Origin of the sequence: Syntrophotalea acetylenivorans (genome assembly GCF_001887775.1) — a bacterium.
Classification (GTDB): Bacteria; Desulfobacterota; Desulfuromonadia; order Desulfuromonadales; family Syntrophotaleaceae; genus Syntrophotalea_A; species Syntrophotalea_A acetylenivorans.
In genome coordinates this window covers 1,675,340-1,687,514 of sequence record NZ_CP015519.1, presented here as the reverse complement: position 1 = coordinate 1,687,514, position 12,175 = coordinate 1,675,340, and the positions used below count along the sequence as shown (strand labels likewise).

Sequence of the window (12,175 nt, the reverse complement as noted above, 5' to 3'; positions counted from 1 at the left end):
GCCTTGATGCTCACCTCTGCCGGAAAAGGGATGTAAAACCGTGAAGATCAAGTCCTTTGAATTCAATCTGAGTGAACTGGCCGGCGCCATGGGGGATTTTGGCACCCTGTTTCCCCTGGCTATCGGCTACATTGTGGTCTGTGGTCTTGATCCCGCAGGTTTGCTGGTGATGATGGGCCTGACCAATATTGTCACGGGTTTGGTCTATCGTCTGCCCATGCCCGTTGAGCCGATGAAGGTGCTGGCGGTTGTGGCCATTGCCCAACAGTGGTCACCGTCCATGGTCTATGCTTCCGGTTTTGCCATGGGTGTCCTTTGGCTGTTTCTGTCTGCGACCGGCCTGATGGGGTTGCTGGCTCGAATTACTCCCCGGCCGGTTATTCGCGGCATTCAGGTGGCTCTTGGTGTGATGCTGGCTGTTCAGGCTGTTAAAATGCTGGCCGGCGGCTGGGTGCTCGGCGTGCTCGCAATCGCGATTGTTTTGTTGCTGCGTCGAAATCGCTATGCTCCGGCGGCGGTGGTTTTGGTGCTGCTCGGCATGGCTATTATGCTGGTCAAGGGGACCTTTGCTCAGGTCCAGGCCCCGGTCTTTGCCTTGCCGACGATGGTAAGTTTCTCCCTGGTGGAATCCTGGCAGTCGCTACTGGCGGCCGGCTTCTCCCAGTTGCCTCTGACGGCTACCAATGCCGTTATCGCCACCTCTGTGCTGATCAAGGAATACTGGCCGGATAAGCCCGTTAGTGAAACACGTCTGTCCCTCAATATGGGGCTTATCAATCTGCTCAGCCCGTTTTTTGGCGGTATGCCTATGTGCCATGGGGCGGGTGGCTTGGCCGGGCAGTATTATTTCGGAGCCCGTACCGGCGGCGCCAATATTATCGAAGGCTTGCTGGAACTGGCACTGGGGCTTTTGTTAGCCCAGTCAATTGCCGGCCTTTTCGCGGCTTTTCCCCTCGCCATTGTTGGTGCCATGATGTTTTTGGTCGGCATCGAGATGACCAAGTTTGCTAAAGACACCCGCTGGAACCTTGATTTACTGCCTCTGTTGGCGACCCTGGTCGCTTCATTGTGGATTAATATGGCCTGCGGCTTTTTGGTTGGGCTGGCGGTTTACTATGGTATTGAGTGGCAGCAGCGTCGTGGCTGTCGAAAAGGTGCCGCTTAAAACCGACTCTGATTTCACTCTCTTTTTTTCTTTCTTTCTTTCTTTTTCTGTTGCCTGTCGTTGATAGACGAGGAGTTCGGGCAACTGCTATACTATCCCCGACTCTATATCGCCTGAAATTTTGTGCACGGCCTGTTGAGGCGCGGTGTTTACGAGAAAGGGAAAGGCTTATGTGCCAGTTGCTTGGCATGAACTGTAACGTACCCACAGATATCTGTTTTTCTTTTACCGGATTTCGACGCCGTGGCGGAGACACGGATGTTCATTCCGACGGTTGGGGGATTGCCTTTTTCGAAGGGAAGGGAGTGCGAATGTTCCTTGATCCGGAACCTTCGGCGGAATCGATTGTTTCGGAGTTCGTGCGCAGCTATCCCATCCATTCCCTCAATGTTATCGCCCATATTCGTAAATCGACCCTTGGTGTTACCAGTCTTGAAAACACCCATCCCTTCATGCGTGAACTCTGGGGGCGTTACTGGATCTTCGCCCACAACGGTCACCTTCCCGATTTTAAGCCCGAACTGGACGGTAATTTTATCCCGGTCGGTAATACCGACAGCGAACTCATCTTCTGCTGGCTACTGCAGAGCCTGCAGCAACGTTTTGGTGCCAGTCTGCCGCCGCGCGATGAATTATTCGAAGCGTTACGGGAATTGACGCTGCCTCTCGCCGGTACTGGCATTTTCAACTATCTGCTATCCAACGGTGACTGCCTGGTGGCGCATTGCTCCACGGAGTTGAACTACATCGTTCGCTGCGCCCCTTTTGCCGAAGCTCATCTTAAAGATGAAGATGTCACCATTGATTTTAGTCAGGTGACCACTCCCGACGATCGGGTGGCCCTTATCGCGACTCAACCCCTGACAGACAACGAAGCCTGGGTGGCCATGCGTCCCGGAACAATGTGGCTCTTTCACCAAGGCGAAGTCGTTGGCGTGGGAGATACCGCGCCCAGTCCGGTTTCCTCACTCGGTGGATAAGGTGGGGGAGTGTAAGAATGTTTCCGAAGGCTATGTTGGTAATTAAGGACCCCTGCTTGTGGAGTGGCTATGAAACGAAGCATTATTGACCGCTACGAAATGAACGACAGTCGGCAGGTGGTGGTAGACGTATCGGTACGGTCCGTAGAAGACCTTTTCGACCGCTTTGACCGTAGCGCGCCTTATCTGAAAAAAGATCTCGACCCCCAGTTCGTCGATTACCTGATCGGTTGTGCCCAAGAGCTTGGCCGCCACGATTTCACCATCCGCATCAACCTGACAAGCCCTGCTTCCGTAGAGAATAAGCAGCGGGTTCAACAGAGTATTCGCAACTACCTCTATTATCTGCAACAGGTCACGGTACGGGAGTTAAAAGCCATGTTCCGGCGCTCTCTGGCGCTGTTCGGACTTGGCTTGGCACTGATGACCCTGGCGATTATCGCAGGCCAACAGATCGCCCATGACGGCAGCGTGCCAGGTCAAATTCTCACCGAGGGGTTAACGGTAGCCGCCTGGGTTTCCTTGTGGCAGGCTTTGGCCAATCTGCTCATTGAGTGGCAGCCTCATCACCGGGAGCTTGTCGTTTATCGGCGGATCGTGGCGGCTCCAGTGCAATTTCAATAAGTTGGCGAAGAGTGATTGTCATGGTCTTTGACTGCTGTGTGTTCTTGCTTCAGCAGCGTGTGCGGCCTTGCGTGGTCTTATCCAAAGCACAAGATTTCAGATGTGTTTTGCTCGGTGATATTTGTCGGTGCTTGCCTTGCGGGAAGTTTGGCAGACGCCTATAATATAGAGGGTGGTTAATGCCACCTTCTGTAAAAGAAAGGAGAATAGAGATGAGACTCCAAGATGGTGATGTTCTGATCGGTAAAGCGGGTGAATATGATGTTGAATTTACCGTAACCAAGGTATGCAAGGGCGATATTTGCTGGAGCGAGTGCGATGCCGAGGTTATGTGTAACGGGGAAAAGATGACCCCTGTGGCCACGGGCGCCCGGATGTCGGAGCGGGCTCCGCATCGTCGTGAAAGGAGCCGTGCGGGGCACTCGCCTTTGTGATCTAAGTCTGAAAGACTGTCCATAGCGGCTTGTCGATCAAGCCATTGTGAAACATAAAATAGGGTCATTTCCAGAAATGGAAATGACCCTTTTGTGTACGCCCGAGATCGGTTGACGGGACCCCCGGCTATTGATTGCGTTGCTCCGGGCGTTGCTGCTCTGGAAGTTTCCGGATCATTTTACATTCTTCCGTGCGATAGGTGGAAAGCCGGTCGGCCAATAAATCGAAATCAACTAAATGGCCGTCAAACTCCGGTCCGTCTACACAGGCAAATTTAAGTTCGCCGCCAACCACCACCCGGCAGCCGCCACACATGCCGGTCCCATCGATCATGATCGGATTAAGGCTGACAATGGTGCGAATCTGATGAGGGCGAGTCATCTCGGTTACGGCTTTCATCATCGGTACCGGGCCGACGGCGTAGACCGCTTGCGGTATCGAGCGGGGGTCGGCGATAAGTCCCTGCAGAACATGGGTGACAAAGCCTTGCCTGCCGCGGCTGCCATCTTCAGTGGCTACCAGCACTTCGACGCAAAACTCTGCCAGTTCGTCGGCCAGGATAATGAGGTCGGCGTTACGGCCGCCGATGACGCTGATCACCTGGTTGCCGGCTTCGGCCAGGGCTTTTGCGAGAGGGTAGAGTACCGCTGTGCCGACACCGCCACCGATGCAGGCGACCCGCCCCCAGGGTTTGATTTCCGTCGGTCGGCCAAGGGGGCCGGCCAGATCACGCAAGGAGGTTCCGGCCGGCAAGGCCGTCAGACGGCAGGTCGAATAGCCGACCGCCTGAACAAAGAGGGTGACGGTTCCCCGGTCGATATCCGCGTCGGCAATGGTCAGGGGAATGCGCTCGGCTTCTTGATCTGCATGTACAATAACAAACTGGCCGGGCTGCCGAGACCGGGCAATTCGCGGTGCGCGAATCACCATGCGATACAGGTTGGGGGCGATAAGGTCGTTGCTGACGATGGGGAACATGTGACTCTCCCTTCGTGATGCCTTGGAGCTGTTTCTGACTGTAATTATACCAGCTGGCCGCCAATTCGATAGCAGGCAAAAAACTGTGGTTCGGGCTGGACATCCCAACGGGCCTCGCTATGCTGTAAATCAGTACGTCATTCAGACCAAACCAATCACCAGAGGAGGTACCAGAATGGGAACACATTACATTACGGAAGACTGTATCAATTGTGGAGCCTGCGACGATATCTGTCCGGTGGATGCTATCAGCGAAAAAGGTGAAATCCATGTGATCGATCAGGAATTATGTACCGACTGTGGAATCTGCGACGACGTGTGCCCGGTCGATGTCATTATGACCGGTTGAGGCAGGGACCTAGTAAGCTGCAGGTGTCAGCTGACCGACAAAAGAAAACGGGCCGCCTCGGAGAATCGAGGGGCCCGCTTTCTTTTGTCGGTATACTTTTCAGGCCCAGGCTTTGAAAAAGGGAGCAAGTCGCTGCAAGGCGGTGTCGATATTCTCTCGGGAATTGGCATAGGAGAAACGTAAAAAACCTTCGGCTCCGGCACCGAAATCGATGCCCGGAGTCAGGGCAACGCCGGTTTGTTCAAGGATTTCCATCGCTAATTTCAAGGAGTCGGCAGAGATGTGGCGGCTATCGGCCAGAATGTAAAAGGCCCCAGCGGGCTGGCTTTTGATCTTTAGCCCCAGATCTTGTAGTCCCTGCAGCAGAAACAGGCGGCGTTCATTGTAGGTGGCCCGCATGCGGCAGAGGTCGGTCTGGCAATCTTCAAGGGCGCTGATGCCGGCCTGTTGAACAAAACTGCTGGCGCAGATCATGAAGTTTTGATGCAGCGTCTGTAACGTACGCATGGCCTCCGCCGGCGCGATAAGGTACCCCAGTCTCCAGCCGGTCATGGCATAGGCCTTGGAGAACCCACCGAGGACAAAGGCCTGGTCGCTGAACTCCAGAGCGCTGTGTTCTTCTCCTTCATAAGTCAGGCCGTGGTAGATTTCGTCGGAAACAAGAGGCACTGGTAGTTGAGCCAGTTCTTTCAGCCAGGCTGTTGGTAGCAGGCTGCCGGTCGGGTTGGAGGGTGAGTTGATCAGCACTGCCCGAGTACGGTCGTTTACCAAGGGGCGGACCTTGGCCGGATGCGGCTGGAACCCGGCCGTTTCCAAGGTGCGCAGCTGGCGAGGCACGCCGCCGGCAAACCGGATAAAGTCCGGATAGCAGGCGTAGCTTGGATCGCTGAGAATAACCTCGTCACCTGGGTCGAGCAGCATGGAGAACAGCAGAAGCATCAGCGGACTGGTTCCGGCTGACACCAGCACGCAGTCTGGATCGACGGTTACCCGGTAGCGGTTTCGGTAATGATCGGCAATGGCTTGCCGGATTGCCCGATCACCCAGAGAGTGGGTATAACGGGTTTGGCCCTGTTCAATGGCGGCAATGGCCCGGTTGACAACGGGTGCCGGTGTTGGTAGGTCCGGTTCTCCCAGGCAGAGATAGATAATATCGCGGCCAGCCGCTTCAAGGGCTTGGGCTCGCTCCATGACCTCCATGGCCAGAAAGGGCGTTACGGAGTCGGCGCGGTGTGAACGATGGATGGACATACTGCTCTCCTTAGCCGCTTTAGTCAGCGGCCGCCGTTTTTACTGGCCGGTACTGCCCGTTTAAAGGCCCAGGCCTCGATCTTTTTGATCTGCTCGGCCATGGTTACCGAAATAGGCACAGTGCGGCCGATGGCCTCCATAATATCCTGTTGGTTCATGGGGCGGCCTTGGGCCAGGGCCTCGAAGGAGGCTCCGGCCACCGCCTGTTCGATTTCGGCGCCGGAAAAACCCTTCGTTGAATGAGCCAGCATCGACGGCGAGAAGTCCGCCGGTTGGAAGTCACGCCGCCGCAAATGGATATTGAAGATTTCTTCCCGCTCTTCGACGCTAGGCAGAGCGATGTAAAAGATTTCATCGAACCTTCCTTTGCGCAGCATCTCTGCCGGTAGCATTTCGATAGCGTTGGCCGTGGCGGCCACAAATACCGGCGCGCGTTTTTCCTGCATCCAAGTGAGAAAATAGCCGAGCACCCGGGATGCTGCGCCGCCTTCGGACTTGAAGCCCTGGTTGGAAATCCCGGCCTCGATTTCATCGATCCACAGCACGCAGGGGGAGAGCGACTCGGCCAGACTGCAGGCCTGGCGCAGGCTGCTTTCCGGAGAGCCGTAGGTTCCTTCGTAGACGGTAGACATATCGAGACGCACCAGGGGCAGCTGCCAGCGGGCGGCAATGGCTTTGACAAACATGCTTTTGCCACATCCGCTGATACCCATCATCAGGACGCCTTTGGGCAGGTTGTTGCCGGAAGCCAGTTCTTCGGCGCCGAAGGCCTGCTCCCGTTTGTCCATCCAATGCTTAAGGTTTTCCATGCCTCCGACTTGATCGACATTGAGTTCGTTGTCGACGAATTCCATGATGCCGGTGCGGGCCAATAGCTGCTTCTTGTCTTGAAACAGGGCAGCACGAATTCCTTCGGCTCCCGCATCCCGGGTGACACGGGCCAGGCGTAGAGCACCGTCGATGTCACGCAAATCGAGGCCCTGGGCAGCCAGGGTCAGACGATTCAGGTCGTTATCACCGGTAATCATGCGGCCTAGCGCCGGGTCCTTGTCTCGGTGGGCTTGCAGATAACCGCGAATTTCGGCTCGGTCTGGCAGGGCATGGCGCAGTACGGTGATATAGGGCTGCAGGGCAGGGGGATCTCGACCCTCGGGCAGAGCAGTACCAGCACTTTGCCGGCGGCCCGGCGTTGACTGGCAAAGTCTTTCAGCAGCCGCTGGATAAAGGGATGGTCTTGCCAGAACCAATGCAGATCCTTGAAGATATAGATGCCGCGGCCTTCCTGGTTAATAGCCCAGGACAGGGCTTTGAGCGGCTCGATGGTATCTTCCTGGTTGGGAAAGCCGTCCGTGCAACTCCATGACCGGGGCTCGGGCATATCTTTGAGACCCTGCTGCAGGGAGCGGCTCAGCAACGATTCGCTGCGTTGCTCGTTGTCCGTGGCAATTAACAGCAGGGGCGTTCCGGCTGCAACCAGGCGGATAAAGACAGAGGGATTGAGCAATTCGTCCATGGGAATACTCCGTGAAGGAAGGTCACAGGTGGTTGTGAACTGAACATTAATTCATTGTGCGAAAAATGTCCATGAATGCCTGTGCCTGTTGATACTGGTGAACCTGACGAGGTTAACTGGTGAGCGAGTTTGCTTGCATTCTGGCGGGAAATAAGCTAGTTTCTGCCCCGTAAAGGCACTTGGTGCCTTGTTTTGTTTTAAATTCGACGCTGCTGTTTTGCTGCTTCTGTGTTCTGTAATCTGCCAAGTCAGAGGTGTACTCCATGCGCTATTCCCAATACCTGCTCACCACCCTTAAGGAAACCCCCGCTGACGCTGAGATCGTCAGCCATCAACTCATGCTGCGGGCGGGCATGATCCGTAAGGTTGCCGCCGGCATCTACAACTATCTGCCTTTTGGATTGCGTGCAGTGCGTAAGGTGGAAGAGATCGTTCGTCAGGAAATGGAGAAGGCTGGAGCTCTGGAGCTGCTCATGCCGATGGTTGTCCCAGCTGAGTTGTGGCAGGAATCGCAGCGCTGGGAGCAGTACGGCAAGGAACTGTTGCGACTCAAGGATCGTAAAGATAGTGACTTCTGTCTGGGACCTACCCATGAGGAAGTTATTACCGACATCGTAAGGGGTGCGGTACGCTCCTACCGACAATTGCCTCTCAATTTATACCAGATTCAGTCCAAATTTCGCGACGAGATCCGGCCCCGTTTCGGCCTGATGCGCGGTCGTGAATTTATCATGAAGGATGCCTATTCCTTTGATCTCGATGAGGCCGGTGCCGATGCCGCGTACGAAAAGATGTTCCAGGCTTATCGAAGAATTTTTGAACGCTGTGGCCTGAAATTTCGAGCGGTTGAAGCCGATACCGGAAATATCGGCGGTTCTTCCTCTCATGAATTTATGGTTCTAGCCGAATCGGGCGAGGATGCTATTGTCTCTTGTAGCAGCTGCCAATATGCCGCCAACGTAGAGAAGGCGGAGCTGATCGCCACTGCCGAGGCGACACCGGAGCCAGCGATGGATCTGCAGAAGGTGGCCACCCCCGGTATGAAGTCGGTGGAAGAAGTGACGACCTATCTTGAGGTTACTCCCCAGCGCCTGGTCAAGACTCTGGTTCTGCAGACCGATGGCGGAGAGACCGTAGCGGTGCTGTTGCGCGGTGATCGGGAACTGAACGACATCAAGCTTTGCCGTTTGCTCGGCTGCAACGAGGTGACTCTGGCCAGCGAAGAGGTCGTGCAGCAGGTCACCGGCGCGCCCAGCGGTTTTGCCGGTCCGGTCGGTCTTGAATTGCGAGTGCTGGCCGACCACGAAGTGGCGGCCATGGCCGATTTTATTGTCGGTGCCAACGCTGCCGACAGTCACTATGCCGGTGTTAATCTGCAGAGGGACTTTACCGTTGAAGCCTTTGCCGATCTGCGCTTGACCGTGGCGGGCGATCCCTGTCCCCGCTGCGCAAGTCCGTTGGAGAGTTGGCGAGGGATTGAAGTGGGGCATATCTTCAAGCTCGGCACCAAGTATTCCGAAGCGTTGGGTGCTACGGTTCTCGACGATCAGGGCAAAGACCGGGTGTTGATCATGGGCTGTTACGGCATCGGTATCGGTCGAACCGTTGCCTCGGCTATCGAACAGAATCACGACGAAAATGGAATTATCTTTCCGCTGCCCATCGCGCCTTTCCAGGTGTTGATTGCAGTGGTTAATCCTAAGGATGAAGCGGTCTTGAAGGCCTCTGAAGATCTCTATCAGTCGTTACAGCAGGCTGGTGTCGAGGTGCTGTTGGATGATCGCGACGAACGCCCGGGCAGCAAGTTTAAGGATGCCGACCTTCTCGGTATTCCCCTGCGACTGACGGTCGGCACCCGTGGTCTTAAAGAGGAGGCGGTGGAGCTGCAGCGGCGCAAAGACGGTGAGCGGACTATGCTGCCTCTGGCAGGGGCTGCGGAACTCCTTGCCGAGGAAGTCCGCCAGGCCTTGGCCCTATAAATAACGCTTGGCTGCATGACACAGGGTGAAAGGTGCATGTCATGAAACAAACCAGTATCGATAGCAGTGGCCGGTTGGCGCTGCCCTTTTATGCGGCTAAGGAGCTCGGCGGCCATTCTTTGGAGCTTGCTTCCCATGGGCCTGGCCACCTGTTTGTGATTGATCCCGAAAATCCTGTGCAGATGGCTGGTCGGCTGGGTGATATTGCCCTGGTTGACTTGTTGTCCTTTTTTAACATGTTTCGCAAGACCGGGGTGCTATGCCTGGAACTCAAAGGCGGCCGCAAAGAAATTTATTTCAAACTGGGTGAGATTGTCTTTGCGACCAGCACCTTTGCCGAAGAACATCTCTGCGAGATTCTTTATGATCAGGGTAAGCTCGACCGGGATGCCCTGCACAAGGCCCGTCAGTTGGCGGGTAGTCAGGCTCAGATCGGCAAATGTCTGGTGGAAAAGAAAATTGTTACCGCCAAGGATCTCTGGCTTGCCAGTCGCTATCAGGTGGAAGTGAGTATATATAATCTCTTCCTGGCGGCTGAAGGCAGCTTTTATTACGAGGACCGGGAGGTCGAAGAGGACCAGGCGGTAAGGCTGTCCACCAGCACCCAGAATCTGATTATGGAGGGGCTGCGGCGGGTCGATGAACGGACCCTGTTCATGCGCCAGATTCGCTCTTTGGAAACGATTCCCATGCCCACGGACAAAGAGGCGACGAACCTCGGTGAGCAGGAACAGGTGATGCTCGATGTTATTGGGCGCGGTCGGCTCAATGTCAAGTCGGTTTTACGGCGCAGTGGCGTTGCCGAGCTCGACGGGTTGCGTTTGTTGCACCAGCTGGTAAGCAAGGGGCTTGTTCGCATTGAGGATGCTCCCTCTTTTGCCATTGGCGGCGATATTGGCGAGATGCTCAAAGTGTTCAACGGCGTGCTCGTTCTTCTGTATCGTCGAATTGTCGAAAACAACCCCCGGTTCAATGATGAGTTGCGCAATTTCTTGAGGGCTGTTCCTTCTCCCTTCTCCTACGTGTTTCGGGATGTTGCCTTGCTTGATGACGGCTCTGTGGATGGAGGACGGATTTTAGCCAATCTGGCCGGTCTCGAAGAACGGGACAAAAAGAAGTTGCTCGCCGAAGCACTGAGTGAGCTGGTTTATATGGAGTGCCACGCAGCGCGCCGTGATCTCGGCAACGCTGCATCTGCCGAATTATTGCAACGGGTGCAGGAAATCCCCCGGCGGATCAAAAATATTCTGGAGAGAAAATCATGATTGAGGCAGCAAAACAACGACTTGTTTTTGCTCTGGATGTTGATTCCTGTTCTGCTGCGGAACGTTGGGCGGAACAGTTGCATGACAAGGTTGGATTGTTCAAGGTCGGTAAGCAGCTGTTTACCAAGTGCGGCCCCGATATTGTTCGGCGGATTCAGCAGCGGGGCGGGCAGGTGTTTCTTGATCTGAAGTACCACGACATCCCCAACACGGTAGCTCGAGCCACTGTGGAAGCTTGCCGCCTGGGAGTTAAAATGGTCAACGTGCATGCTCTCGGCGGGCCAACCATGATGCGTGAAACAGCGGCTGCAGTGAAGGAATGCTGCGCGGCTGAAAATCTTGAACGACCTATTTTGTTGGCGGTGACCATCCTGACCTCGAGTGACCAGGAGACGTTGCGCGCGGTAGGTATTGATCGGCCGATAGAAGAGATGGTGCCGCTCCTCGCCAAGCTTGCCCAGCAGGCCGGTCTTGACGGAGTGGTGGCCTCGCCCCGGGAAGTGCCCTTGATCCGGCGTGCCTGCGGTAATGACTTTGTAATCGTTACTCCCGGGGTGCGCCCGGCGTTTGCTTCTGTCGACGACCAGAAGCGTATCACCACGCCAGCTGATGCCATCGTCGCCGGTGCGGACTACCTGGTAGTCGGTCGGCCGATTGCTAAGGCAGACGATTCGAGGGTGGCGGCAACGATGATTCTTGAAGAAATGGCCCGGGCTTTAGCCGAGGTCGACTGTGGCTGATCTCATCTATGGCATCAATGCGGTAAGTGAAGGACTGCGCAGTTCGCGGCGGAAACCGTTGTCGTTGGTCTTGCAGCGGGACAGCAAGTCGCCCCGCCTTGTGCAATTGCAGCGGGAGGCAGAGTCTGCAGGGGTGCCGGTTGCTCGCCGGGACCGACGTGAGCTCGACCGACTAGTAGGGCATGGTCATCATCAGGGAGCCTTGCTGGAGATCGAACCCTTCGCCTATCTTTCCCTTGAGGAGCTTCTGCAGCGCTGGCGGGTTTCCGAAGCGCCGGCCTTTTTCCTGGTTTTGGACGGTATTACCGACCCCCATAACCTGGGTGCGATCTTACGCAGTGCCGACGGGGCAGGATGTCATGGGGTAATAGTGACCAAGGACCGCGCCTGTCCCGTTACCGGAGTAGTGGATAAGGTTTCCGCCGGTGCCCTGGAGCATGTGCCCTTATGTCAGGTCACCAATCTGGCCCGCACTCTCGATGCCTTGCGCAAGGAGGGTGTTTGGGTCTATGGGCTGGCTGGGGAAGAAGGGGCCAGCCCTCTCTACGATACCGATTTGTGCGGTGACCTGGCCCTTGTGGTCGGTAGCGAAGGGACAGGCTTGCGCCCTAATACCCGGTCTCACTGCGACTTGTTGCTGGCGATCCCTCTCCGTGGGAAGGTATCGTCTCTCAACGCGTCGGTAGCGACATCCGTAGCCCTTTTTGAGGCCGGCCGCCAGAGACGTCTGCCCTCATCCGATAATTAAATTGGCCGGTCCAGGAAAAAAACATTGAATGTGCTTGACAGGGGGCGCGAAAATATAATATACACAACGCCGTTGTTCGGCATGCGGCATTTTTCTGAAAATGCTCCTTGCAAAGATATCGCTTAGCGTGTATAAAGTCTGTCTGTGT

13 protein-coding genes are annotated in these 12,175 nt (G+C 55.6%); 9 read left to right on the top strand and 4 right to left on the bottom strand.

All coding sequences use genetic code 11. The features are described from left to right. Positions 1-40: 40 nt before the first annotated feature. The 4 genes from A7E78_RS07765 to A7E78_RS07750 all read left to right on the top strand — a co-directional run bounded on the left by A7E78_RS07765 (position 41) and on the right by A7E78_RS07750 (position 3,203). Complete coding sequence (locus tag A7E78_RS07765; protein WP_072283690.1) at positions 41-1,165, top strand: putative sulfate/molybdate transporter; 1,125 nt, start codon at positions 41-43, stop codon at positions 1,163-1,165. Between the two features lie 170 nt (positions 1,166-1,335). Then, positions 1,336-2,145: a class II glutamine amidotransferase gene (locus A7E78_RS07760; protein WP_072283689.1), complete on the top strand. Its 810-nt coding sequence runs from the start codon at positions 1,336-1,338 to the stop codon at positions 2,143-2,145. A gap of 69 nt (positions 2,146-2,214) precedes the next feature. Further along, a complete protein-coding gene (locus A7E78_RS07755; protein WP_072283688.1) occupies positions 2,215-2,769 on the top strand; it encodes a hypothetical protein in 555 nt (184 codons plus the stop codon). Between the two features lie 212 nt (positions 2,770-2,981). After that, complete coding sequence (locus A7E78_RS07750; protein WP_072283687.1) at positions 2,982-3,203, top strand: hypothetical protein; 222 nt, start codon at positions 2,982-2,984, stop codon at positions 3,201-3,203. Between the two features lie 127 nt (positions 3,204-3,330). Here the strand turns inward: A7E78_RS07750 and A7E78_RS07745 are convergent, their stop codons facing one another. Beyond that, complete coding sequence (locus A7E78_RS07745; RefSeq protein ID WP_072283686.1) at positions 3,331-4,182, bottom strand: sulfide/dihydroorotate dehydrogenase-like FAD/NAD-binding protein; 852 nt, start codon at positions 4,180-4,182, stop codon at positions 3,331-3,333. Between the two features lie 175 nt (positions 4,183-4,357). Here A7E78_RS07745 and A7E78_RS07740 point away from each other — a divergent pair, with 175 nt between their 5' ends. Then, positions 4,358-4,531, top strand: a complete 174-nt coding sequence (locus A7E78_RS07740) for a DUF362 domain-containing protein (RefSeq protein WP_072283685.1) — start codon at positions 4,358-4,360, stop codon at positions 4,529-4,531. Positions 4,532-4,630: 99 nt separating this feature from the next. Here A7E78_RS07740 and A7E78_RS07735 read toward each other — a convergent pair whose 3' ends face one another. From A7E78_RS07735 to A7E78_RS15370, 3 genes are read right to left on the bottom strand one after another with little or no spacing between them, the layout of a single operon-like run. Next, on the bottom strand, positions 4,631-5,782 hold the full coding sequence (locus A7E78_RS07735; protein WP_072283684.1) for a pyridoxal phosphate-dependent aminotransferase: 1,152 nt from the start codon (positions 5,780-5,782) through the stop codon (positions 4,631-4,633). A 23-nt stretch (positions 5,783-5,805) separates the two neighbouring features. Further along, a complete protein-coding gene (locus A7E78_RS07730; protein WP_235606715.1) occupies positions 5,806-6,810 on the bottom strand; it encodes an AAA family ATPase in 1,005 nt (334 codons plus the stop codon). A 5-nt stretch (positions 6,811-6,815) separates the two neighbouring features. Then, a complete protein-coding gene (locus tag A7E78_RS15370; RefSeq protein WP_235606714.1) occupies positions 6,816-7,295 on the bottom strand; it encodes a hypothetical protein in 480 nt (159 codons plus the stop codon). Between the two features lie 263 nt (positions 7,296-7,558). Between A7E78_RS15370 and A7E78_RS07725 the strand changes: the two genes are divergently transcribed. The 4 genes from A7E78_RS07725 to rlmB are packed head-to-tail and all read left to right on the top strand — an operon-like array spanning position 7,559 to position 12,027. Beyond that, positions 7,559-9,274 carry a proline--tRNA ligase gene (locus A7E78_RS07725; RefSeq protein ID WP_072283683.1) on the top strand — a complete coding sequence of 572 codons (1,716 nt, stop codon included), beginning with the start codon at positions 7,559-7,561 and terminating at the stop codon, positions 9,272-9,274. A 41-nt stretch (positions 9,275-9,315) separates the two neighbouring features. Continuing rightward, on the top strand, positions 9,316-10,539 hold the full coding sequence (locus A7E78_RS07720; RefSeq protein WP_072283682.1) for a DUF4388 domain-containing protein: 1,224 nt from the start codon (positions 9,316-9,318) through the stop codon (positions 10,537-10,539). Beyond that, the gene (pyrF, locus tag A7E78_RS07715) at positions 10,536-11,279 is read left to right on the top strand and encodes an orotidine-5'-phosphate decarboxylase (RefSeq protein WP_072283681.1); all 744 of its coding nucleotides are present in this window, start codon (positions 10,536-10,538) and stop codon (positions 11,277-11,279) included. The genes A7E78_RS07720 and pyrF overlap by 4 nt, the downstream gene beginning before the upstream one ends. Beyond that, complete coding sequence (gene rlmB, locus A7E78_RS07710; RefSeq protein WP_072283680.1) at positions 11,272-12,027, top strand: 23S rRNA (guanosine(2251)-2'-O)-methyltransferase RlmB; 756 nt, start codon at positions 11,272-11,274, stop codon at positions 12,025-12,027. The genes pyrF and rlmB overlap by 8 nt, the downstream gene beginning before the upstream one ends. Positions 12,028-12,175: the final 148 nt, after the last annotated feature.